Consider the following 23,167-nt stretch of genomic DNA (forward strand, 5'->3'; position numbering starts at 1 on the left):
TGCCGCAGATGAGTTCAGAAACAACGGGCCTGACCGGTATGGACTTCGCCGGAAACGGATGTACTCCGGGCCTCTGCATTTGTAGCCGCATTCTTGTCATCAGATTCGGTAAGCGACTGTGCGTTCTTGTATAAATCTGCGATCATCTGGTCGCTGACATGCTTGCTGTCGAACAGAATTTTGCCATCACGTAAGCCGATAATCCGGCTGAAATGACTGCGCGCCAGCTCGACCTGATGCAGGCTACAGATCAGGCTGGCATTGCGTTGATGCGCCTCTTGCTGCAAGCTTGCCAGCGTTTGCTGTGCCAGCGTCGGGTCCAGTGCCGACAGCGGTTCATCCACCAGCAACAGCCGCGCATCGGATAGCAGCAAACGGGCAAGGCCGCAGCGTTGGCGTTCGCCACCGGACAGTTGATCGACACGCGCATACAGCTTATGTTGCAGATGAAAGCGCGCCAGAGCATCAAATGCCGCGCGGGGATCTGCAGGTCTGATCAGGCTGCGTATGGCTTTCAGCAAAGACCAGTGCGGCAAACGCCCCGCCAGTACCGAAGTGACGACACGCTGACGGGCAGGCAGAGGCGGTGTTTGCGGTGCCAGAAATAACTGGCGGCGCAGTTGATGGCGTGCTGAGTGCGACAGGTGCCAGACGGGTTGTCCATTAAAAATCAATTCGCCTTGCGTTGGCTGACTGGCGCAGGCAAGGGTGTGCAGCAAAGTGGTTTTGCCAGCGCCGGAGGGACCGATGATGGCAATCTGCTCGCCTTGCTGTATCTGCAGATTAATATCCTGCAGCGCAAACGATGCTGCTGGCTGTTGGCGGAATAACTGCCTGCCACCGGACGCAGCAGTTTGCGGATGCCTGACGAACAAACTCCGCACGAGCACTTGCGGTTGCGGAGAACGCTCCATTATTTCAATAAACCGGCATTGTGAGCGGCTGCTTCAATTGCCTTGTAGTTTTCTGCTTTGGTTGGAATAAAACGGCTGGCGCGTTGCAGCTCCAGGATTTCTTTATCTTCGGCTTTGCTGGCATCCAGAGACAAGAATGCATCCGTGATTTTCTTGCGCAGTTCGGCTGGCATATCGGCGCGGACTGTCCAGTTGTAATCGAAGTAGCCGGGCGTTGTGTAAAATACGCGTACCTGTTTGGTATCGACTTTGTTCTGCGCTACCAGTTTGTCCCAGACCGAGATATTTAATGCACCAGCATCAACCTTGCCGCCGGAAACCGCAGCGACAGTCGCATCGTGCGCACCCGAAAACGCAATGCGCTTCAGATCGGTATCCGGATTGATTTTTGCCGCCAGCAAATAAGAACGCGGCATCAGATGACCGGACGTCGATGACTCGGAACCGAAAGTGAAGGTCTTTCCTTTCAGGTCTTCCAGCTTGTGTATGTCTTTGTTGGTGGTGATGAAAACGGATTTGAATTTTTCATCCTCTTCACGTTGCACCAGCGGGATCACCTGATCTTTGCTGCGGACTTTGGCTTGCACGAAAGTGAAGCCACCAAACCAGACCATATCCAGTTTTTTATTGATCAGGCCTTCAACTGACGCCGCGTAATCGGTCACTGGAATGAATTCGACTTTCATGCCGGTTTTCTTTTCCAGATATGCGCCCAGAGGTTTGAATTTACGTTGCAATTCGGTTGGTGCTTCATCCGGAATCGCCGACACACGTAATACTTGCTGAGCTTGCGACTGCGCGATGCTTAACCCGCTGAAACCGAGCAGACCCAGTAAACCGGCTGCGAGCAAAGCTGTACTGCGACGGCGCGAAGGGCGGGAAATATGTAAGGAATGAGTTGGCAACATGATTCTCTCTGTGTCGGTTGATTCGAGGGTGATAAGGATGACAGCCGTGCTGTCATTGCGCTTGCCGCTGGTTGCTTATTTAGTGCTCGTTTAGCTTTTTGATGACTTGATGCTGCTTACTGCAGGACTGAAGAATCTTATGCCGCACTGTTTTTGCTCTGCGCTTGTTTCGTAACATCAGCCGTTTGGGGTAACTGCGGCAGTTTCAGAAAAATTGCTTTGTTCCGGCCATTGTTTTTAGCGGCGTACAGAGCAGCATCGGCTGTCTTCAGTAACAGCGCGGGATCGCTGCCATCTGCATTGCAATAGCAGCTGTAACCGATACTGATACTGACGTGCTCGCTGATCGGCGATTTCTCATGCCGGATCGCCAGATTGGCCACGGCGACTCTGATTTTTTCGGCAAACTGTATGGCGCCTTCTTTGCTCATATCCGGCATGATGACGATAAATTCTTCACCGCCAAAGCGCGCAATCGCATCACTGGCTCTGACCAACTGGCTTTTGAGTCCGGTTGCGACCTGTACCAGGGCTTTATCACCTGCGACATGACCATAGTGATCGTTGTAATCTTTAAAGAAATCAATATCGATCATGAAGACGGCCAGCGGGTTGTTCTGACGAATCGCATTTGCCAGCGCGATTTTGTAATGTTCGTCAAAAAAACGACGGTTGTAGATGCCGGTCAGGCTGTCGGTAGTGGCTTCTTTTTTGAGTATCTCAGAATGGGTACGCAGAATTTTTTCGCGTTTGATCGATGCACTGGAATCAGAAATCTGTACCAGACACCAGCGCTCACCTTCGACGCTGAGCGGTGTCAGAGTGATGGACTGATGCAGACGCTTTTTCTCTCCGGCTTCATCGGCTTGCTCGAACAAGGCCAGCGGGAAACGGTGCAGGGCGTTTGATAACACGACCGGTAAGCCGTAATTCAGCGTGTTGCCGAGTGCAGTTAGAAAAGCACGCGTCGGTGCGTCTTCAAATGCTGCATTGATATGCAGTCCTTGCGCTTCGTCGGCACTGATGCCGCTGTGTTTTTCAACCCAGCCATTCCAGAGCACAACGTGTTGTTTTGCATTAACGACGATCAAACCCAAATTGATGGTCTTTAAAATTTCCACTGTTGCTGAGGGCGACAGCGGTAATACATCCGACATCAAATTTCTCCCAGATATCGTTCTATCTGAATGATCAGACTTTCAAGGGAAGTTGAACTTAACAAAAAGATCAAGTGGCCCTCGGAACGGCGTTTTTCGATCGCCAGATCAATGTGCAACAGTAAGACGTAAGGCTGTTTTTCGTCATCACTGACACGCCGGAATATTTCTTCGGTGGTGGCGACGGTATAGTCAGGCAGTGAGCAGTCGAGCGGGATGTTGAGCATATCCGCCATGGCAGACAGGCAGGCATTCAGGATGATGTTGCCGAGTTCGCACATTGCTTCCTGCTCAAATTCGGCAAGGTCTTCCAGACTGATCTGCGAGCCCATCATGTCGCGCACGATTTCGAGCGCATGTTCTTCTGTGAATAACAACAAGGCTTCAGCCTGAAATGAGCCGCTGAAGGTCTGGTGCACAGTGCCAAAACGGTTGCTTTCGAGCGAGATGGCAGATAAATCCAGATCAGAAGATTTGCGGATTTCTACCGAAGGAACAGACAGCAGAACTTCGTCACCAACGATTTCAGACAGGCTGGCCGCTGCTCTGCCGGCGCCGACATTGAAGACTTCGCTTAATGCGTCGAGATGAAGTTCGCTCAGAGTGTTCATTATTCGCTCATGAAGTGATGGACAACGATCGCAATGGATTTTTCTGTGACTGGTTTTGCTACAAAAATAGCGCCGAGTGCATGCGCCCGTGTTTGCATGGTGTCTTGTACGTTTGCTGAGAAAATGGCGATACGCATGTGTGGATGGGCTTGCAATATCTGTTCTGCTGCATCGGTTCCCAGCATGCCTGGCATATTGATGTCCATGGTACAGAAATCCGGCGCATGTTGCTCTACCATTTTGATCGCTTCCTCGCCTGACGCTGCTTCAATAAATTCCCAGTCAGGCTGAACTGCTTTCACGTGGGCGCGGATAACCATGCGCGAGACTTTACTATCATCAACAATAAGTAATTTTTTCATATTTCACCGTTGCAATTCGGCAGTGAGGGGGATATCGGAAATTGGGGCTCATTTTACCTTACAGACTGATGATTTTCATCGCCTGATTTGTCGTTAATTTGTAGTTGCTTTAATTTTCGCCAAAGCGTTGTCCTGCTGATGCCAAGATGGGCGGCAACGGCGTCCCGCTGATAACCGAAACGCTGCATGATTTCTTCCAGTGTTTCCTGGTTGGCAGCCCGCATACCTGGTAACTGGTCATTTTGGCCAGAGGGCAGATGGATGGCTTTTGTCGTTTCGTTCGTCGTGATTCTGTCTGATAATTCCGGCAAGATTTTGCTGACAAACGCCGGACTCAGCGCCTGCAAGGGTTCTGCGGCGAGAAATAGTGCCAGTCTTTCCATCATGTTGCGCATTTCTCTCACATTGCCGGGCCATGGGTAAGTTTCAAATAAGCTGGTGCAACTGCTGATTTCCGCATGCAGATTCGGATGAGGGCGGGCGCCCATCGCCGCCAGTGCATGTTTCAGACTCCATTCGGCCAGCGGCATGATGTCGGCGTGTCGCTCGCGCAGCGGTGGCAATTGCAGACGCAACACCGCAAGCCGGTAAAACAGGTCTGAGCGGAATTTTCCTTCTCTGATTCTGGCTTCCAGATCGCAATGCGTGGCGCTGATGATGCGCACATCAACCGCGACCGGCCGTACGCCGCCGACCCTGACGATTTCGCGCTCTTCCAGAACGCGCAGCAGACGGGTTTGCAGGTTCAGCGGCATTTCGCCGATTTCATCCAGAAATAAGGTGCCGCGATTGGCGGCTTCGAATAAGCCCGCATGACCGCCACGGCGCGCACCGGTGAATGCGCCTTCGTCATAGCCGAATAATTCCGATTCCAGCAGCGATTCCGCAATCGCACCGCAATTGACAGCCACAAAAGGCTGCCGCGCCCGTGAGCTTTCACTATGAATGGCTTGTGCCGCCAGTTCTTTACCGGTGCCGGTTTCACCCTGCAGTAACACCGTGGCGGGGGAACGCGCAAACAAGGTAATCGCGCGACGGGTATTTTCCATGATTGCTGACTCACCGCGCAGGTCATTGATCCCGTGCTTGGTGCGTAAGGCGTCTGCGGCCGGATGATGGCGACCGCGTTGTGATTCCAGGCGTGTCAGCCGGGCGATTTCGAGCGCGTCATCAAATGCCTGACGAATTGAGGTGGCGGAGTACATAAAAATACCGGTCAGACCCGCCTCGACGGCCAGATCGGTAATCAGCCCGGCACCGACGATCGCCTGAATACCACTGGCCTTGAGTTCGCTGATTTGTGCTCTGGCGTCTTCTTCAGTCACGTAGGTGCGCTGTTCTATTTTGAAACCAAAAGTATTTTTAAAATCAGCCAGTTCGGGCATGGTTTCCTGATAGGTGATCAGACCAATTTCCTTGGATACTTTGCGGGCCCGCGCCAGCGCCTGCATGACGTCAAAGCCGCTGGCCTTGGCGGTGACGACAGGAATCGGCAGGCGGCTTTTCAGATACGCGGCATTCGAGCCAGCCGCAACGACCGCGTCGCAGCGCTCGGTTTGCAGGCGTTCACGGATGTGCTGCACCGCTTCCTCAAAACCCATATTGAGCGGAACGATATCGGCATTCGCATCGTATTCCACCATGATGTCGCGGAACATATCGAATAGGCGGGAAATCGATACCGTCCAGATCACGGGTTTGTCTTGTGTTTCGCGCGACGGCAATGGCGGTTGTTTCATATTTGTTTCAATCCTGAAAAACGTGTTTCATTTTTCGTTTGATGAAACATCATTATGAAACATTTTATGCTTAATGTGCAATTGATTATTCTTAATCTGCGCTGTTTAAGTCCTTGATTTTTAACATTCCCGGTCTAAGCTGTTGCGATGCCGGCTGGTGCTGGCATGTTGATTGCAATAGACGCTGGCAACTTCATTAACCTGAAAGACATCAACGATATGAGCAACTACTCCGCAGGTGCCGCCTTCCGTAAGGCGATGCAAGAAGAATCCCCGTTACAAGTGGTCGGCGCGATCAACGCGAACCACGCTTTGCTGGCCAAGCGCGCTGGCTTCAAGGCTATTTATCTGTCCGGTGGCGGTGTTGCTGCCGGTTCTCTGGGTTTGCCTGATCTGGGTATTTCCAATCTGGATGACGTGCTGACGGATGTACGCCGTATTACTGACGTGTGCGACCTGCCTTTGCTGGTGGATGTGGATACCGGTTTCGGTTCATCTGCGTTCAACGTGGCACGGACCGTGAAATCGATGATCAAATTCGGCGCTGCGGCGATGCATATTGAAGATCAGGTCGGCGCCAAGCGTTGCGGCCATCGTCCGAACAAAGAAATCGTCACCAAGCAGGAAATGGTTGATCGTATCAAAGCGGCAGTCGATGCGCGTACAGATGAAAATTTCGTGATTATGGCGCGTACCGATGCGCTCGCCGTCGAAGGTCTGGAAGCCGCGATTGATCGCGCTCAGGCTTGTGTTGAAGCCGGTGCTGACATGATTTTCCCGGAAGCGATCACTGAACTGGCGATGTACAAACAATTCGCTAACGCGGTCAAAGTACCTATCCTGGCAAACATCACCGAGTTCGGTGCGACACCGTTGTATACCGTCGAAGAACTGGCCGCAGTGGATGTCGGTCTGGTGTTGTATCCATTGTCTGCATTCCGCGCGATGAACAAAGCGGCTGAGAATGTGTACACCGCGATTCGTCGCGACGGCTCGCAAAAGAACGTGGTCGATACCATGCAGACGCGGATGGAATTGTACGAACGCATCAACTATCACGATTTCGAGCAAAAACTGGATGCCTTGTTTGCGCAGCAAAAGAACAAATAATTCCTTATTTTTTACCGGATTCCATTCATTTTAAAACCGTATAAAAACACATACTCCCCCTGTTTTTTTAAATAATCGCCTTATCCTCAGCAGATTCATTGGGCGTTAAAAAATACTGGGGGGAGTATCTAATTATCTCAGGAGAGCACCATGACCGAAGCAGTTCCTTTCAAACCAAAGAAATCCGTTGCCTTGTCTGGCGTGACTGCGGGTAATACCGCTTTGTGTACCGTGGGTAAAACCGGTAACGACCTGCATTACCGTGGTTACGATATTCTCGACGTGGCCGATGCCTGCGAGTTTGAAGAAATCGCCCATTTGCTGGTGCACGGCAAGTTGCCGACGGTCGCCGAATTGCATGCCTACAAAGCGAAGCTGAAAGCATTGCGCGGCTTGCCTGCGAATGTCAAAGCAGCGCTCGAATGGCTGCCAGCATCGTCGCATCCTATGGATGTGATGCGTACCGGTGTTTCCGCACTGGGTTGCGTTTTGCCGGAAAAAGATGACCACAACACACCGGGCGCACGCGATATCGCTGATCGCCTGATGGCGTCGCTGGGTTCCATGCTGCTGTACTGGTACCACTACAGCCACAACGGCAAACGCATAGAAACCGAAACTGACGACGAATCCATCGGCGGCCACTTCCTGCACTTGTTGCATGGCCAAAAGCCAAGCAAGCTGTGGGAGAAAGCGATGCATACCTCACTGATTCTGTATGCAGAACATGAATTCAATGCATCGACATTTACCGGTCGTGTCATCGCCGGTACGGGTTCCGATATGTATTCTGCGATCACCGGCGCAATCGGCGCCTTGCGTGGCCCTAAGCATGGCGGCGCGAATGAAGTCGCGTTTGAAATCCAGAAGCGCTATGACAATCCGGATGAAGCAGAAGCCGATATCAAAAAACGCGTTGAAAATAAAGAAGTCGTGATCGGCTTTGGTCACCCTGTCTACACGATCTCTGATCCACGTAATAAAGTGATCAAAGAAGTCGCGCGCAATCTGTCGAAAGATGCGGGCGCGATGAAGATGTACGACATCGCTGAACGTCTGGAAACAGTGATGTGGGACATCAAAAAAATGTTCCCGAATCTGGACTGGTTCTCTGCTGTGTCGTATCACATGATGGGCGTGCCAACAGCGATGTTCACACCATTGTTCGTGATCGCCCGCACATCCGGCTGGGCGGCACACATCATAGAACAGCGTATCGATAACAAGATCATTCGTCCTAGCGCAAATTATGTCGGTCCTGAAGACCTGAAATTTGTGCCGATCAAGAGCCGCAAATAATCTGTCATTTGTCTGAGGCGCTGACGCTGCTTACTTATGTGTAAGCAGCGTCAGTGCAGAAAAGAGGGCAAAGGCGTAGCAAGAGATTGCCACGCGTTTCGCTCCCGGAACATCCATTATTCCTGAATAAGCCATGAACACTGCAAACCGCAAACCACTCCCCGGCACCCAACTGGATTTTTTCGACGCCCGTGCGGCAGTCGATGCGATTCAACCTGGCGCCTACGACAAACTGCCTTACACCTCGCGCGTACTGGCTGAAAATCTGGTGCGTCGTTGCGATCCAGCGACGCTGACTGAATCGCTGAAGCAATTCATCGAACGCAAACGCGAACTCGATTTTCCGTGGTTTCCGGCGCGTGTGGTCTGTCACGATATTCTGGGACAAACCGCGCTGGTCGATCTGGCCGGTTTGCGTGATGCGATTGCAGAGCAGGGCGGTGATCCGGCGCAAGTCAATCCGGTCGTGCCGGTGCAACTGATCGTCGATCACTCGCTGGCAGTGGAATGCGGTGGTTTTGATCCTGACGCGTTCGCCAAAAACCGCGCGATAGAAGACCGTCGTAATGAAGATCGCTTTGACTTCATTAACTGGACCAAAAAAGCCTTCAAAAATGTCGACGTGATTCCGCCGGGTAATGGCATCATGCATCAGATTAATCTGGAACGGATGTCGCCCGTGATTCATGCTAAAGATGGCGTGGCGTTTCCTGATACGCTGGTTGGTACCGACAGCCACACGCCACACGTCGATGCGCTCGGTGTAATCGCGATCGGTGTCGGCGGTCTGGAAGCAGAAAACGTCATGCTGGGTCGCGCATCGTGGATGCGTCTGCCGGACATCATCGGCGTAGAACTCACTGGTCGTCCGCAGCCAGGCATCACTGCAACTGACGTGGTGCTGGCATTGACCGAATTCCTGCGCAAGCAAAAAGTGGTGGGTGCCTACCTTGAGTTTTACGGCGCTGGCGCTGCTGCGTTGACGCTTGGTGACCGCGCGACGATTTCGAATATGGCACCGGAATATGGTGCGACAGCGGCAATGTTCGCGATCGATCAGCAAACCATCGATTACCTGAAACTGACTGGCCGCAGCGATGAACAGGTCAAACTGGTCGAGACTTATGCGAAAGCCGCCGGTCTGTGGGCAGACAGTCTGATCAATGCTGAGTACGAACGTGTATTGACATTCGATTTGTCCAGTGTCGTGCGCAATATGGCTGGTCCATCGAATCCGCATGCACGTGTTGCAACCAGCGATCTGGCCGCTAAAGGCATCGCTGCCAAATGGGATGATGTGCCAGGGCAAATGCCGGATGGCGCTGTGATTATTGCAGCCATTACCAGCTGCACCAACACCAGCAATCCGCGTAATGTGATTGCCGCAGCACTGCTGGCACGTAACGCTAACCGACTCGGGCTGACCCGCAAACCGTGGGTGAAATCCTCACTGGCGCCAGGCTCCAAAGCTGTTACGTTGTATCTGGAAGAAGCCGGTTTGATGGACGATCTGGAAAAGCTGGGCTTCGGCGTGGTTGCCTATGCCTGCACGTCTTGCAATGGCATGTCCGGCGCGCTTGATCCTGTGATTCAGCAAGAAATTATTGATCGCGATTTATACGCGACAGCCGTGTTATCGGGTAACCGTAATTTCGACGGACGTATCCATCCGTATGCAAAACAAGCATTCCTCGCATCGCCACCGCTGGTCGTTGCGTATGCGATTGCCGGGACGATACGTTTTGATATTGAGAAGGATGTACTGACCGTCGTCGATGGCAAAGAAATCCGTCTGAAAGATATCTGGCCTACCGATGAAGAAATTGATGCGATCGTGAAATCCAGCGTCAAGCCTGAAATGTTCCATCAGGTGTATGAACCTATGTTTGCGATTCAGGCCGACAACGGTGAGAAAGTCAGCCCGCTGTATGACTGGCGTCCGCAAACGACGTATATCCGCCGTCCACCATACTGGGAAGGCGCGCTTGCTGCACCACGTACGATGACGGGCATGCGTCCTTTGGCGGTATTGGGCGACAACATCACCACCGATCATTTGTCACCATCGAATGCGATCATGCTCGACAGTGCGGCGGGTGCTTACCTCGCAAAAATGGGCTTGCCGGAAGAAGATTTCAATTCCTACGCAACCCATCGCGGCGATCATCTGACAGCGCAGCGCGCGACCTTTGCGAATCCGACATTGAAAAATGAAATGGTACAGGTCGATGGCAAAGTGAAAGCAGGTTCGCTGGCTCGCATAGAGCCGGAAGGTAAAGTGACCCGCATGTGGGAAGCGATTGAAACCTATATGGAGCGCAAGCAGCCATTGATCATTATCGCCGGTGCGGATTACGGTCAGGGTTCATCGCGTGACTGGGCAGCCAAAGGTGTACGTCTGGCGGGTGTGGAAGCGATTGTGGCTGAAGGTTTCGAACGTATCCATCGTACGAATCTGGTCGGTATGGGCGTATTGCCTCTCGAATTCAAACCGGGCGTGAACCGCCTGACGCTGAATATCGACGGTAGCGAAACTTTTGATGTCGTGGGTCAACGCACTCCACGCGCCACGCTGACGCTGATCATTCATCGTAAAAACGGTGAACGCGTCGAAGTGCCTGTCACTTGCCGTTTGGATACCGCAGAAGAAGTCTCTATTTATGAGGCCGGTGGCGTGTTGCAGCGCTTTGCGCAAGACTTTTTGGAATCGACGAAGAAAGTGTAATTGATGAAATAAGCCCTTCTCCCGCAAGCGGGAGGGGGAGCCTAAAACCAAGTACAGAAGGAAATGATGAATCATCCAGCCCAAATTAAAATCCCCGCGACGTATATCCGTGGTGGCACCAGCAAAGGCGTGTTTTTCCGTTTGCAGGATTTGCCGCAGGCGGCGCAAGTGCCCGGTGCTGCGCGTGACGCGATTCTGTTGCGCGTGATCGGTAGCCCCGATCCTTACGGCAAACAAATCGACGGTATGGGCGGTGCGACATCCAGCACCAGCAAGACCGTGATTCTGTCGAAAAGCACGAGAGCTGATCACGATGTCGATTACCTGTTCGGTCAGGTGTCGATAGATAAGGCTTTTGTTGACTGGAGCGGTAATTGCGGCAATCTGTCAGCAGCGGTCGGTTCATTCGCGATCAGCGCCGGTCTGGTGGATGTGAGTCGTGTTCCGCAAAACGGCGTTGCCGTAGTACGCATCTGGCAGGCGAATATCAGCAAAACTATCATCGCCCATGTGCCGATCACGAATGGCGAAGTGCAGGAAACCGGTGATTTTGAACTCGACGGCGTAACTTTTCCTGCCGCTGAAGTGCAGCTCGAATTCATGGATCCGGCTGCAGATGAAGAAGGCGCTGGCGGTTCCATGTTCCCGACTGGAAATCTGGTCGATGATCTGGACGTGCCTGGTATCGGTACGCTCAAAGCGACGATGATCAATGCCGGTATTCCGACGATTTTTGTGAATGCCGAAGCGATAGGCTACACGGGAACTGAGTTACAAGACGCGATCAATAGTGACGCTGCTGCACTCGCTAAGTTCGAGACTATCCGTGCTTACGGTGCAGTCCGCATGGGCTTGATCAAGCATATTGACGAAGCGGCTCAACGCCAGCATACGCCTAAGGTAGCTTTCGTTGCTCAGCCGCAGTCGTATGTGTCGTCGAGTGGTAAGCAAGTCAATGCAGCAGAGATTGATCTGCTGGTGCGCGCTTTGTCTATGGGCAAGTTGCACCACGCGATGATGGGAACAGCAGCGGTTGCGATCGGCACAGCAGCGGCGATTCCCGGCACATTGGTGAATTTGGCTGCCGGTGGCGGCGAACGCACTGCGGTGCGCTTCGGACATCCATCCGGCACCTTGCGGGTCGGTGCGGAAGCAACGCAGGTGAATGGTGAATGGACAGTCAAAAAAGCCATCATGAGCCGTAGTGCACGCGTGCTGATGGAAGGCTGGGTTCGTATTCCTGGCGATACGTTCTGATTTTACACATCATCATATGTCAACTGACCGCACAATCCGCTTCGTCATGACGACGACTCTCTTGTTGAAAGAGTGTCGTCGTGCGGTGTTGCGGTTGGTTTCTTCCTACCTGAGGTCTTATCAACCATGGCTGGCAGGTACGCTGGAAAGATCCTGCAAATGCTCACATTCGCATCGCATATCAAACACAGAAACAACGCAGAACAATCAGACGCGACCCGTTAAACGGTCGCGTTTTTTCTTGGTCGCTTACATAAAACTTACAGGTTCATTCGCATTTCGCTGACCCGGAATGCAGCACAATAAAAAACAGGAGAGAGTATGTCTTACGCAGCGTTTTATCAGCAATCGATACAAAATCCAGAATCATTCTGGGATGATCAGGCCAAATTGATCGACTGGCACAAACCTTACCAACAGGTGCTTGATCACAGCCAGCCGCCATTTGCCAAATGGTTTGTCGGCGGTGAAACGAATCTTTGCTATAACGCGGTTGATCGCTGGGTTGCAACGCAGCCGGATAAAGCGGCACTGATTGCGATTTCTACCGAAACCAATACGGAGAAAGTGTATAGCTTTGCTGAGTTGCATCAGGAAGTGCAACGTATGGCGGCCATTATGTTGTCGCTGGGCGTTCAGCGCGGTGACCGTGTTCTGATTTATATGCCGATGATTGCCGAGGCCGCGTTTGCGATGCTGGCCTGTGCCCGCATCGGTGCCGTGCATTCAGTGGTGTTCGGTGGCTTTGCCTCGAAAAGCCTTGCTACCCGTATTGACGATGCCAAGCCGGTACTAGTTGTATCGGCAGATGCCGGTATGCGCGGTGGCAAGGCCGTTCCATATAAGCCGTTGTTGAATGATGCGATTGAGTTAGCAGAACATAAGCCAGCGCATGTGTTGATTGTGAATCGCGGTCTTGATGCAATGACGCTGGTTGCGGGACGCGATGTCGATTACGCGGCATTGCGTGCACAACATATGCAGACACCGGTGCCGGTAACTTGGCTGGAATCAAACGAGATGTCGTATGTGCTGTATACATCGGGAACGACTGGAAAACCGAAAGGCGTGCAGCGCGATGTCGGTGGTTATGCGGTGGCGCTGGCTGCGTCGATGAAGCATATCTATTGCGGCAATGCCGGTGAAACCTACTTTGCGACATCCGATATCGGCTGGGTAGTCGGACATTCTTACATCGTCTATGGCCCGCTTATCGCAGGCATGGCGACGATTATGTACGAAGGTACACCGATTCGTCCTGACGCGGGTATCTGGTGGAGCATCGTTGAAAAATACAAAGTCACGCGCATGTTTTCTGCACCGACGGCAATTCGTGTGCTGAAAAAACATCCGCCTGAACTGATGAAGAAATATGATTTATCTTCATTGAAGGCTTTGTATCTGGCGGGTGAGCCGCTGGATGAAACAACTTCAAGCTGGATTGCGACCGAGCTAGGCGTGCCGATTATCGATAATTACTGGCAGACAGAAACCGGCTGGCCGATTTTGTCGGTTGCCCGCGCTATTGAAAATACGCCGACACGGTTGGGCAGCCCCGGTGTCGCGATGTATGGTTACAACGTTCAGATCATTAATGAAATGACGGGCGCTGAATGCGGCCCGAATGAAAAAGGTGTTGTTGCGATTCGCGGCCCTTTGCCGCCGGGTTGTATGCAAACGGTGTATGGCGATGACCAGCGTTTCGTCAGTACCTATTGGGCAAATTTTGCGCATGAGCAGTTGTATTCAACTTTTGACTGGGGCATTAAAGACGAAGATGGTTATTACTTCATTCTCGGACGTACTGATGATGTGATTAATGTCGCTGGTCATCGTCTTGGTACACGAGAAATCGAAGAGAGTATTTCCAGTCATCCGCAGATTTCTGAAGTTGCTGTGGTCGGCATCGAAGATAAACTCAAAGGGCAGGTTGCTGTCGCCTTCGCGACACTGAAGCATCCTGATGCCGCGACGACGCCAGAGCAAAAGCATGCATTGGAAGCGGAAGTGATGGCTGTTGTAGATAAGCAACTTGGTGCGGTTGCCAGACCATCCCGTGTGTATTTTGTCGGGATGTTGCCTAAAACCCGTTCGGGTAAATTACTGCGTCGCTCAATACAGGCGATTTGCGAGGGCAGGGATGCGGGTGACCTGACAACCATTGAAGATCCTCATTCATTAGCACAAATCAAGGATGTGGTTGGTCAGAAGATGTAGTCAGATGTTCTCAGCATAAAAAGAGGTGGATATGCATAGACCGCATATCCACCTCTTTTTTACTGTTGTTGTTTTACACCAGCAAGGCCGATGTCAGGCTGCTGACTTCTTCGTCAGACTCTTCCAGTATGCTGTTGAGCGTGCCGTCGCCGACAACAAAATCGATTTCAGATGCGAATTGTTCTGCTTCCGCATAAGAATTGTAGTCAAAAGGTGATTTTGTTCTGGCCAGCTCATTCGCCAGTAAGATGGTATCGCCCAGCGTTTCTGGCGGCATTGCGCGCAAGCCAAACCACAGCGCCTCCAGCGCTTCGACTACGGTTGGTGGTAGTTGCAGAGTCTGGATGACAGCACGACCAATAATCGCTTCGCTTGAATCACCTTCGTCCTCATCCAGCGGATCTTCAGACACCGATTTTTCGCTTGTTTCTATGATGGGATATTCGATTTCGAGTAAAGATGGGAATTCTTCGGCACGTGATAACAGATAGAAATTACCGACTTCATGCACGATGCCAGCGAACATTGCCGTCTCTGGATCAACTTTTGTGATTTTGCGTGCAATGACCCGCGACAGGGCGGCAACTTGCGCCGAATGTTCCCACAACGTGCTGACCATGCCCTGAATACGTCTGTCTTTGCTGCTTCCGGCTAACTGCCGGACTACAATCGACGCCACTATTGCGTTCAGGGTGGCAAACCCAACACGGTTGATCGCTGCTTTCACGTTGTTGACGACATTGCCCCTGCTATACGCTGCAGAGTTTGCCGTTGCCACCACGCGTGCCGCCAGCAGCGGCTCATTCAGTACCAGTCTAGCAGCAAGATCTGCTGAACATTCGGGGTCTTTGATCGCTTGTTGAATTTTTACGGATGCCGCGATATTCGTAGGGAATACCAGGTCGCCGTTGTTGGCTTGTTCAACAATGTATTTAAGCGCTGTGGATCTGTTCATCGCAGAGGTCATGTTGGTTAAACGTCGCTGATGTTTCCGGTTTGCGTTTGCCTGCTACACCACCGGAGAAAGAAAACTCGATTTAAAACTCGATTTACTGCTTCTGTCACCGTTGCTGTGGCTCAGCCCCAAATACCATTCATTACATTGTAAGTGTTAATTTTAACAATGAAGTTATGAGGCAATGAATATCATTGCCTCATTCTGCTCGACTTGACACTGAAGGTCAATCAAGCTTCTGTAAAAATACGTAAATGTTTCTTCGTTTATTTCATTTGCTTCTGATCATTGATCCACTTCAATACCTTTGTTTCAAGCAAGGATAATGGCAGCGTCCCGTCGCTCAACACGACATTGTGGAAACGTCGCAAATCAAAACGATCGCCCAGTGCTGCCTGAGCTTTCTGGCGTAACTCCATGATTTTGAGTGAACCTATCTTATATCCTAATGCCTGACCTGGCCACGCCATATAGCGTTCTATACATTGGCGTGAAACGGCCTCACTGTATCCCAGTGTCTGTTGCAGATATTGGATTCCCTGTTCGCGGGTCCAGCCTTTGGCGTGCATGCCGGTATCGACAACCAGTCTGGTCGCGCGCAGCATTTCATCACTCAGGTGACCGTAATAGGCGGCAGGATCATTTTCAAATAAGCCCATTTCACGCCCCAGGGTCTCTGCATAAAGCGCCCAGCCTTCTGTGTAGGCATTATTACCACCGACCTTGCGGAATTTCGGTACATCTAACTCTTGTAAGGTCGCCAGATGAAAATGATGTCCCGGTTGCCCTTCGTGCAGGAATAAGGTTTTCATTCCTGTGGTGGCGTAATCCTCCGGCTTATTTATAACCGCCCAGAATACGCCTGGACGAGAGCCATCAATGGCTGGTGCCGTGTAGTGATCGGATGCTGTTGCGCGGCTGATTTCTGGTTCAGGGCGAATTTCCAATGCAGCTTTTGGCGTTTTCTCAAAGAATTCCGGCAGCTTTTGTCTGACAATGCCATCAATCGCAATATAAGCGTCGAGCACTTCTTTTTCGGTTTTGAATGGGCGGTAGCTTGTTTGCGCTTCCATCCATTCAGGCAGGGATTCAGGTGTGCCCTGATAACCGAGTTTTGGCCCAAGTATTGCGTATTCACGCTGAATGCGGGCGACTTCTTTAAGGCCGGTCGCATGAATTTGTTCTGGTGTCAGGTGCGTTGTCGTCTGATCCTCAACCCATGCCTGATACCACTGTGCGCCACCCGGCAATGCACTCCATCCTGTGCTGTCGCGGCTTGCAGGTAGATACTCGTCTTTCAGAAATTGATTAAAGCGGCGTAGTGCTGGTAATACTTGTTTTTGTATCGCGGATTGATAGTCTTTACTCAGACGCAGTTTGTCTGCTTCGGTGAATTCAGCCGGAAAATTTTTAACCGGAAGATAGTACGGATGTTCGGTTGCCTGTTCCGTTACCAGTTGCGCGAACTGAGGCAACATTGAAATCACCAGTGCTTTTGGCAGCACGATCTTACGACGCATTCCTTCGCGCATATTGGTACTCGCCTGTTGCAACCATTCTGGTAATTGCCGGATCCGCTTCAGATAATTGTCGTATTGGGGAACGGTCTTCAACAATTGCGCACTTTGTCCACTGGCGAAATGTGCCAGCGTCAGCGGCACGTTGTCCATTTGATTTACTGGCATGAGCCTGTCGTCAAATTTCGACATGCGAATTGCGGCTGCGATTTCAAATTGCAGGCAATCATAAGTGACCTGGTCTGGTGTGCTCAGTGCATTGCGCCGGATAGCCGACAGTGCTTTTGATATCTGGCTTAACTGGGCTATTTGTTTTGCCTTGATTGCCGGATTTAATGTCTGCGGCAATTTGTCGTCGTAGCGGCTGTCGCCGTTATAGGTCGCGGCTATCGGTTCAAATTTAGCCTGGATTTCGTAATAACGCTCTGCCAGTGCCGCCAGTTTTTTTGCTGCCGTGACGGAATGCTTGGCGTGCGTTGGCGCTGTTGCCGAAGATGGCAGATCCTGTGCGTACGTTAAAGATATTTCGCTACCCAGGCAGCTGATGCTGAGAGCGAGCACTGTTAAAGAGATTGAACGACGTAACATGTGATGATGTCCTGAAAAATAGTATATGCCAGCGCTTTCAGTAAGTAGTAAGTGGTGTTTCAACTGGCGAGTCTGCCCGCTATTTTATGTCAGCACTTGAATTTGTTCCGAGTAATTTATTGTCATCACCGTGCTGACTTATTTCTCTGAAACTTCTTCAGGTAAAATCAGGCTTAACCGAATTACCTCAGGAATGTTGATGAAGCTTGCTACTCTTAAAGATGGATCGCGTGACGGGCAATTAGTGGTCGTGGCCAGGGATTTGAAAACAGCCTGTATTGCGGACGGTATTGCGCCAACATTGCAGCGTGCGCTGGACGATTGGAATTTCATTGCTCCCCAACTCGGTGAGTTGTATGACAGATTAAACGCTGGCAGAGCGGTGAATAGTTTTGAGTTTGAGCCGCAGAATTGCATGGCTCCGTTGCCGCGCGCTTTTCAATGGGCGGATGGTTCATCGTATGTGAATCACGTTGAGTTGGTGCGCAAAGCCCGAAACGCTGAAATGCCGGATAGTTTTTGGCATGATCCTTTGATGTATCAGGGCGGCAGTGATGATTTTATCGGGCCTTGCGACGACATCGTTACGCGCTCAGCGGAATGGGGAATTGATTTTGAAAGTGAAATCGCGGTCATTACTGGCGACGTACCAATGGGCGTGAAAGTGCAGCATGCAGGGGAAGCGATACGCTTACTGATGCTGGTGAACGACGTCTCGCTGCGGAATCTGATTCCGGCTGAACTGGCAAAAGGATTCGGTTTTTTGCAGTCTAAGCCCGCGACCAGTTTTTCTCCGGTAGCGGTAACGTCTGATGAATTGGGCGATGCGTGGAAGGATGGGAAAGTCCATCTGCCGCTGCGTTCCAGCTGGAACGGCAATCTTGTCGGGCAGCCGAATGCAGGCGTGGATATGGTGTTTTCTTTCCCGCAATTGATTACCCATTTGTGTAAAACACGGAATGTGCGAGCCGGTTCCATCGTCGGTTCGGGAACTGTATCGAATAAGGATGCGGCTAAGGGATATAGCTGTATCGCTGAAAAACGTGCACTGGAGATGATCGCAACCGGTGAGCCCCTGACGCCATTCATGCAATATGGCGACAGCATTAAAATCGAAATGCTGGATAAGAATGGAAAATCAATTTTTGGTGCGATTGATCAAAGTGTTGTTGAGGCGGACGGAGTCTGATATACCGCGTGTTTATTGAGTAAGAACTGCGTGGTCAGTAAACTTGCGCCATCTGTTTTAATACACTTTCTCGAATAAAAAAACAGCGATGCTAGACGGCATCGCTGTTTTTCATTATTGCCTGCCCAGCTGAAAGAAAATATTTCTTGCGCCATTCTGCCCGAAAGCAAAGCCAAGGTAGATAGGGCCGATAAAGCTGTTAAATCCGGCAAACAGACTCATGCTTTTACGTAAAGAGGCAGCTGTTATTTCTTTGCTGGTGTTCCAGGTATTGCCAGCTTCTAATGATGTGCCGAGGAACAGGCTTTGTCCCGCCATTTCAAAATTCACAGCCCGTAATAAATAAGTGGCGCTGCCATACAGCATATAGTTGCCGCTGAACTGGTCAGGCTGATAGGCGGAAAGCTTTTGAAAACCGCCGAGCATAGAACCTATTCCCCGGATTTGCGCATCGTTCTGAAATAAACCCGCTGCGCTGAGCTTCAGATTGACGCTATGGTTGTTGACGCTCTTGGCCCATATCGCATTCAGGTTCAGTTCCTGGTAAGTTTTCTTAGGACTGTTTAAACCAACAAACAGGCTACTGTCGAATTTGTAGCCTTCACGTGGAAAACTGGGGTCGCTGAGCTGATCGATGATGACGCTGGTTTTGATGCCTACCTGCTGTAAGTCGGCGCTGGGTAGGCTGCCATTTGACTGACTACCATCCAGATTATTGATAAGTAAGCCGCCGAGCTTAGGACGAACGCTGTAACTATTAAAATTTACGCCGACCCGGGCTTCGCCCAGAACGCTTTGTTCGCCGATACGGAAGGCGAGATCAACGCCAGCCTTTTCCGATCGCAAAGTGTATTCTGCGAGTCTGACATTGTCTTTATAGTAGTTCAGCGTATTTTCGTTGTAGGCAAGATAGGGAGAGACATACATGCCCTCACGTTCAAAAAGAGGCTGACGCAATTCCGTGCGCAAGTTGATCATGTTGCCGAATTCGATATCGTTTCGCCATTCAAGACCACCTGCGGTCAGCCAAGGGCGGCGATGGCCTACTTGCAGTCTGTATCCGCCTGCGCCTTCAAAACCGCTGGAGAGGCTCAGGCCGAAACGCAGGAAGTGTGGCCCCCAGTTTCGTCCGGTAGCATTAATACGTATGCCATATTCGTCGCCACGCTGAACGAGTTCGTGGTTGATGCTGTCAAATTCACGCGCATTATTCAGAATGGCGAGCTTGCGATTGATTTCTTCAGCGTCGTACATTGTGCCGACTTTAATCGATAACTGACGCCGGATGTCGCTCTCAGGGATCGCACCGTTGGTTTCAATGTCAACAAAGCCTATACGTAGCGGGGGTAGTTGTGGGTTCAAACGCAGTTGCTGGGTAGCTGTATGCAGATGATCTGGCAACTGTAATGCGACAAGTTTGGCGGCGATATTCTGTGTTGCTTTCTCACCGATGGCCGTGGCTTCTTTTGAACGGTCAAAATCCATGAAGCCGATATTACCCAACTGAGGTTCAATCAGAACGTCTTCCGGGCGGAGCAGGCCTTTTTGCACGTTGACATTTTGTTCGGTCAGGATATTCACCATCTGCTGGCTGACATTGAACAAGGTTTGTAGCTGATCTCTTGGCATTAATGGTGTGCCGATATTCACTGCGATGATGATATCTGCACCCATGTCGCGTGCAATATCGACTGGCAGATTGCGCACCAGACCGCCGTCGGATAATAATTTTCCGTCTATTTCTATCGGTGCAAAGACGCCAGGCGCAGCCATGCTGGCGCGCACCGCTTTGTGCAATGAGCCTTTGTTGAAGACGATCATTTTTCCGGTTTCGAGATCGGTTGCAACCGCTCTGAATGGAATTGGCAGGCTATCAAAGTTGATATCGGGTGGCAGGTGGGCGGTCCAGTTTTGCAACAGCTCCTGAAACTGACTGGCTTGCACAACACCTGCAGGCAACTTGACACCATTCGCACTCAGCCCCAGGGTGGCGCCCAGTGGATATTGCTCGTCTTCTTCTCGGACGGACTGTGGCAGAAGGCGGCGATCAACCCGGTCGAGCGCGATATCATTGAGTTTCAGGCTTGCCAGTCTTTTTTCTATTTCTGTGGCAGGCAGGCCTGCCGCATACAGACCACCGACAACCGCACCCATGCTGGTTCCTGCAATGCAGTCTATGGGAATATGCATTGCTTCCAGTTGTTTTAACACGCCGATATGCGCAAAACCACGGGCACCGCCACCGGATAATACCAGGCATATTTTAGGTGCTTTGGTTTGCAGATGCTGCACGGTAGTGCTTTCTGCGCGTGCATCATGCATACTTAAAATGAGGTTTGCCCACGAAAGTAAACTGATAAAAAGCAGTTTCCAACAAAATGAAAGTCGATTGAGCATGGAATTCTTGTCTTGGTCTCTATATACTGCTGGAAGTATATCAACTTAGCTTTTTTAAATTTAAAAGCATAAGCCAACTATTTAGCGCTCCCCATGAACTTACATCAATTACGTTTTGTACGAGAAGCCGTCAGGCAGAATTTTAATCTGACTGAGGCGGCGAAAGCTTTATTTACTTCGCAACCAGGTGTTTCAAAGGCAATTATCGAGTTGGAAGAAGAGTTGGGGGTTGATATATTTACCCGCCATGGCAAGCGGATACGTGGTTTGACTGAGCCCGGTCGGGCGGTGTTGAAATCGGTAGAACTGATCATGCAAGAGATCGATGGTCTCAAGCGCATAGGCAAGGAATACGCAGCGCAGGATAGCGGCAGCTTTACCATCGCCACAACGCATACTCAGGCACGTTATGCCTTACCCAAGGTGGTGCAGGCGTTTATGCAAAAGTATCCAAAGGTGCGTTTGTCTTTGTTGCAGGGCAACCCCAAGCAGATTGCTGAGATGGTCATGCGCGATCAGGCCGATCTCGTCATTGCAACAGAGTCTATCTCTGGTTTTGATGGCTTAATCTCTTTGCCTTGCTATCAGTGGGAGCACGTGGTAATTGTGCCGCCCGAACATCCTTTGTTAAAACTAAAGAATGTGACGCTGGAAGAGATAGCACACTATCCGCTGGTGACTTACGACTCGGCTTTCGCGGGACGTAGCAAAATTGATCACGCATTTCAGCTGCGGGATTTAAAACCCGATGTATTGCTGGAGGCGATCGATGCCGATGTGATTAAGACCTATGTTGAATTAGGTATGGGCATCGGTATTATTGCCGGTATGGCTTTTGATGCCGAGCGCGATAAGCATCTGCGGGCAATCCCGGTTGGTCATTTGTTTGGTATGAATGTGTCCCGGGTCGCGATCAAGCAGGGCGCTTATTTGCGCAGCTATATTTACACCTTTATTGAATTGCTGAATCCGACTCTGACACGCAAGATGGTCGATAGCGTTTTGCAAGGCAATAAAGATAATTACGATTTGTGATTCTCGCACCGAGACTTTCGGTTCCCGGATGGTCTGAAGTGAAGTCCATGAAGCGGGATGAGTTGTTAAAAAATTTGACTAGATTAGAAATAAGTATGATTGAAAACACCATGCGTGATTATTATGCTCAGCGCGCCAACACTCTTGAGCAGATTTACCAGCATCCTGAACGTCAGCAGGATTTACTGGATATGCAGCAACGCATTGCTGACCTATTGAAAAACCATAAAGTAATCGAAGCGGCTTGCGGTACCGGTTACTGGACAGAAAAATATGCCCCATCTGCTGAGTCTGTATATGCGACCGACGTGAATCAGGTGATGCTGGATATTGCGCAGACTAAGAGTTACCCTTCCGATAAAGTTCATTTCGGTATTGCGGATGTGTTCGATTTGCCAGAAGCCAAAGCAGGTGCATACACTGCGTGTTTTGCCGGTTTTTTATGGTCGCACATCAAGCGCGAACAGCAGACTGATTTACTGGCAAAGTTGAGTCGGGGGGCAGGTAAGGGTAGTTTGTTGGTATTGATAGACAATATTTACGTAGAGGGAAGTAGTACTCCGATTGCGCGTACTGATGCTGAGGGAAATACCTACCAACTCCGCACGCAGGAAGACGGTAGCCGGGTTGAGATAGTAAAAAACTTTCCGACTGACAGTGCGTTGCGGAAAAAATTTGCACCTGCTGTTCGGGATATTCGTATTTACAGAAATGAACACTACTGGTTGCTCAGTTGCATCCTTAAGTGACAGGTCGCTATTCTAGTATTGATCCTCCATTGTTTCCCGATTCTTTCCTATGCTACATTGCGGGTCATTTCAATAAAAGGAGCAGACATGGATTTGCAAGCTTGCACAGAAACGATACGTTCTAAAGTTGGTGATAACAGTGGGCTGAACGCTACTTTGAAATTCGACTGCGGTGCCGATGGCGTCGTTTTCGTTGATGCAGTCGCATCCCCAAACACTGTCTCCAATGAAAACAAAGAAGCCTCCTGCACGATCACGATCGCATTGGCTGATTTAGCCGCATTGCTGACCGGACAGTTAAATCCTATGAATGGCTTTATGATGGGTAAGCTGAAAGTGGCGGGCGATATGGGTGTGGCTATGCGTTTGCAAACTGTCGTCTAAGACCCAGCGGGCAAGTTCGTTTTGCCAGATAGAGCCGCAGATCGTTATTGATGC

The 23,167-nt window shown here is 50.8% G+C and carries 18 protein-coding genes; 9 read left to right on the forward strand and 9 right to left on the reverse strand.

Going from position 1 to position 23,167, the window contains the following annotated elements; translation table 11 throughout:
* Window positions 1–14 precede the first annotated feature (14 nt).
* The 6 genes from H8K29_RS16425 to prpR all read right to left on the reverse strand — a co-directional run bounded on the left by H8K29_RS16425 (window position 15) and on the right by prpR (window position 5,691).
* Complete coding sequence (locus H8K29_RS16425) at window positions 15–914, reverse strand: phosphonate ABC transporter ATP-binding protein (protein WP_186898456.1); 900 nt, start codon at window positions 912–914, stop codon at window positions 15–17.
* Window positions 914–1,822 (reverse strand): putative selenate ABC transporter substrate-binding protein, encoded by a 909-nt coding sequence (locus H8K29_RS16430; protein WP_186898457.1) that lies wholly within the window; start codon window positions 1,820–1,822, stop codon window positions 914–916. The genes H8K29_RS16425 and H8K29_RS16430 overlap by 1 nt, the downstream gene beginning before the upstream one ends.
* Window positions 1,823–1,959: 137 nt before the next feature.
* Complete coding sequence (locus H8K29_RS16435; RefSeq protein WP_186898458.1) at window positions 1,960–2,979, reverse strand: diguanylate cyclase; 1,020 nt, start codon at window positions 2,977–2,979, stop codon at window positions 1,960–1,962.
* Window positions 2,979–3,590 carry a chemotaxis protein CheC gene (locus tag H8K29_RS16440; RefSeq protein WP_186898459.1) on the reverse strand — a complete coding sequence of 204 codons (612 nt, stop codon included), beginning with the start codon at window positions 3,588–3,590 and terminating at the stop codon, window positions 2,979–2,981. Before H8K29_RS16440 ends, H8K29_RS16435 begins: the two co-directional genes overlap by 1 nt.
* Window positions 3,590–3,952: a response regulator transcription factor gene (locus H8K29_RS16445; protein WP_186883725.1), complete on the reverse strand. Its 363-nt coding sequence runs from the start codon at window positions 3,950–3,952 to the stop codon at window positions 3,590–3,592. The genes H8K29_RS16440 and H8K29_RS16445 overlap by 1 nt, the downstream gene beginning before the upstream one ends.
* A 53-nt stretch (window positions 3,953–4,005) precedes the next feature.
* Window positions 4,006–5,691: a propionate catabolism operon regulatory protein PrpR gene (gene prpR / locus H8K29_RS16450; RefSeq protein WP_186898460.1), complete on the reverse strand. Its 1,686-nt coding sequence runs from the start codon at window positions 5,689–5,691 to the stop codon at window positions 4,006–4,008.
* A 219-nt stretch (window positions 5,692–5,910) separates the two neighbouring features.
* On the opposite strand from prpR, the gene prpB reads away from it, so the two are divergent.
* The 5 genes from prpB to H8K29_RS16475 all read left to right on the forward strand — a co-directional run bounded on the left by prpB (window position 5,911) and on the right by H8K29_RS16475 (window position 14,299).
* Window positions 5,911–6,801, forward strand: a complete 891-nt coding sequence (gene prpB, locus H8K29_RS16455) for a methylisocitrate lyase (protein ID WP_186883795.1) — start codon at window positions 5,911–5,913, stop codon at window positions 6,799–6,801.
* A gap of 150 nt (window positions 6,802–6,951) precedes the next feature.
* Window positions 6,952–8,100: a 2-methylcitrate synthase gene (prpC, locus tag H8K29_RS16460; RefSeq protein WP_186883723.1), complete on the forward strand. Its 1,149-nt coding sequence runs from the start codon at window positions 6,952–6,954 to the stop codon at window positions 8,098–8,100.
* A gap of 133 nt (window positions 8,101–8,233) precedes the next feature.
* Window positions 8,234–10,825 carry a Fe/S-dependent 2-methylisocitrate dehydratase AcnD gene (acnD, locus tag H8K29_RS16465; RefSeq protein ID WP_186898461.1) on the forward strand — a complete coding sequence of 864 codons (2,592 nt, stop codon included), beginning with the start codon at window positions 8,234–8,236 and terminating at the stop codon, window positions 10,823–10,825.
* A 66-nt stretch (window positions 10,826–10,891) separates the two neighbouring features.
* A complete protein-coding gene (prpF, locus tag H8K29_RS16470; RefSeq protein ID WP_186898462.1) occupies window positions 10,892–12,082 on the forward strand; it encodes a 2-methylaconitate cis-trans isomerase PrpF in 1,191 nt (396 codons plus the stop codon).
* 321 nt (window positions 12,083–12,403) lie between these two features.
* On the forward strand, window positions 12,404–14,299 hold the full coding sequence (locus H8K29_RS16475) for a propionate--CoA ligase (protein ID WP_186898463.1): 1,896 nt from the start codon (window positions 12,404–12,406) through the stop codon (window positions 14,297–14,299).
* 73 nt (window positions 14,300–14,372) lie between these two features.
* On the opposite strand, the gene H8K29_RS16480 is transcribed toward H8K29_RS16475, so the two are convergent.
* The gene (locus H8K29_RS16480) at window positions 14,373–15,254 is read right to left on the reverse strand and encodes an HDOD domain-containing protein (protein ID WP_186883719.1); all 882 of its coding nucleotides are present in this window, start codon (window positions 15,252–15,254) and stop codon (window positions 14,373–14,375) included.
* Window positions 15,255–15,520: 266 nt separating this feature from the next.
* Entirely contained in the window at window positions 15,521–17,359 is a 1,839-nt protein-coding gene (locus H8K29_RS16485; RefSeq protein WP_186898464.1) for a DUF885 family protein, read from the reverse strand.
* A gap of 199 nt (window positions 17,360–17,558) precedes the next feature.
* Here H8K29_RS16485 and H8K29_RS16490 point away from each other — a divergent pair, with 199 nt between their 5' ends.
* Window positions 17,559–18,548: a fumarylacetoacetate hydrolase family protein gene (locus H8K29_RS16490; protein WP_186898465.1), complete on the forward strand. Its 990-nt coding sequence runs from the start codon at window positions 17,559–17,561 to the stop codon at window positions 18,546–18,548.
* A gap of 114 nt (window positions 18,549–18,662) precedes the next feature.
* Here H8K29_RS16490 and H8K29_RS16495 read toward each other — a convergent pair whose 3' ends face one another.
* The gene (locus H8K29_RS16495) at window positions 18,663–20,870 is read right to left on the reverse strand and encodes a patatin-like phospholipase family protein (RefSeq protein ID WP_186898466.1); all 2,208 of its coding nucleotides are present in this window, start codon (window positions 20,868–20,870) and stop codon (window positions 18,663–18,665) included.
* Window positions 20,871–21,038: 168 nt separating this feature from the next.
* Between H8K29_RS16495 and H8K29_RS16500 the strand changes: the two genes are divergently transcribed.
* From H8K29_RS16500 to H8K29_RS16510, 3 genes are all read left to right on the forward strand, one after another.
* Window positions 21,039–21,980, forward strand: a complete 942-nt coding sequence (locus tag H8K29_RS16500) for a CysB family HTH-type transcriptional regulator (protein WP_186883715.1) — start codon at window positions 21,039–21,041, stop codon at window positions 21,978–21,980.
* 95 nt (window positions 21,981–22,075) lie between these two features.
* Complete coding sequence (locus tag H8K29_RS16505; RefSeq protein ID WP_186898467.1) at window positions 22,076–22,729, forward strand: class I SAM-dependent methyltransferase; 654 nt, start codon at window positions 22,076–22,078, stop codon at window positions 22,727–22,729.
* An 87-nt stretch (window positions 22,730–22,816) separates the two neighbouring features.
* The gene (locus tag H8K29_RS16510; protein WP_186883713.1) at window positions 22,817–23,113 is read left to right on the forward strand and encodes an SCP2 sterol-binding domain-containing protein; all 297 of its coding nucleotides are present in this window, start codon (window positions 22,817–22,819) and stop codon (window positions 23,111–23,113) included.
* Window positions 23,114–23,167 lie beyond the last annotated feature (54 nt).

The sequence above is a fragment of the Undibacterium sp. CY21W genome, from assembly GCF_014284265.1.
GTDB lineage: Bacteria > Pseudomonadota > Gammaproteobacteria > Burkholderiales > Burkholderiaceae_D > Undibacterium > Undibacterium aquatile.

What these genes read in the sequence shown, in the direction of transcription:
- H8K29_RS16485 (WP_186898464.1), bottom strand. Translation starts at nt 17,359, where the DNA reads ATGTTACGTCGTTCAATCTCTTTAACAGTGCTCGCTCTCAGCATCAGC.
- prpR (WP_186898460.1), bottom strand. Translation starts at nt 5,691, where the DNA reads ATGAAACAACCGCCATTGCCGTCGCGCGAAACACAAGACAAACCCGTG.
- H8K29_RS16490 (WP_186898465.1), top strand. Translation starts at nt 17,559, where the DNA reads ATGAAGCTTGCTACTCTTAAAGATGGATCGCGTGACGGGCAATTAGTG.
- H8K29_RS16430 (WP_186898457.1), bottom strand. Translation starts at nt 1,822, where the DNA reads ATGTTGCCAACTCATTCCTTACATATTTCCCGCCCTTCGCGCCGTCGC.
- prpB (WP_186883795.1), top strand. Translation starts at nt 5,911, where the DNA reads ATGAGCAACTACTCCGCAGGTGCCGCCTTCCGTAAGGCGATGCAAGAA.
- H8K29_RS16480 (WP_186883719.1), bottom strand. Translation starts at nt 15,254, where the DNA reads ATGAACAGATCCACAGCGCTTAAATACATTGTTGAACAAGCCAACAAC.
- prpF (WP_186898462.1), top strand. Translation starts at nt 10,892, where the DNA reads ATGAATCATCCAGCCCAAATTAAAATCCCCGCGACGTATATCCGTGGT.
- H8K29_RS16505 (WP_186898467.1), top strand. Translation starts at nt 22,076, where the DNA reads ATGATTGAAAACACCATGCGTGATTATTATGCTCAGCGCGCCAACACT.
- H8K29_RS16435 (WP_186898458.1), bottom strand. Translation starts at nt 2,979, where the DNA reads ATGTCGGATGTATTACCGCTGTCGCCCTCAGCAACAGTGGAAATTTTA.
- acnD (WP_186898461.1), top strand. Translation starts at nt 8,234, where the DNA reads ATGAACACTGCAAACCGCAAACCACTCCCCGGCACCCAACTGGATTTT.
- H8K29_RS16445 (WP_186883725.1), bottom strand. Translation starts at nt 3,952, where the DNA reads ATGAAAAAATTACTTATTGTTGATGATAGTAAAGTCTCGCGCATGGTT.
- H8K29_RS16500 (WP_186883715.1), top strand. Translation starts at nt 21,039, where the DNA reads ATGAACTTACATCAATTACGTTTTGTACGAGAAGCCGTCAGGCAGAAT.
- H8K29_RS16475 (WP_186898463.1), top strand. Translation starts at nt 12,404, where the DNA reads ATGTCTTACGCAGCGTTTTATCAGCAATCGATACAAAATCCAGAATCA.
- H8K29_RS16510 (WP_186883713.1), top strand. Translation starts at nt 22,817, where the DNA reads ATGGATTTGCAAGCTTGCACAGAAACGATACGTTCTAAAGTTGGTGAT.
- H8K29_RS16425 (WP_186898456.1), bottom strand. Translation starts at nt 914, where the DNA reads ATGGAGCGTTCTCCGCAACCGCAAGTGCTCGTGCGGAGTTTGTTCGTC.
- H8K29_RS16440 (WP_186898459.1), bottom strand. Translation starts at nt 3,590, where the DNA reads ATGAACACTCTGAGCGAACTTCATCTCGACGCATTAAGCGAAGTCTTC.
- prpC (WP_186883723.1), top strand. Translation starts at nt 6,952, where the DNA reads ATGACCGAAGCAGTTCCTTTCAAACCAAAGAAATCCGTTGCCTTGTCT.
- H8K29_RS16495 (WP_186898466.1), bottom strand. Translation starts at nt 20,870, where the DNA reads ATGCATGATGCACGCGCAGAAAGCACTACCGTGCAGCATCTGCAAACC.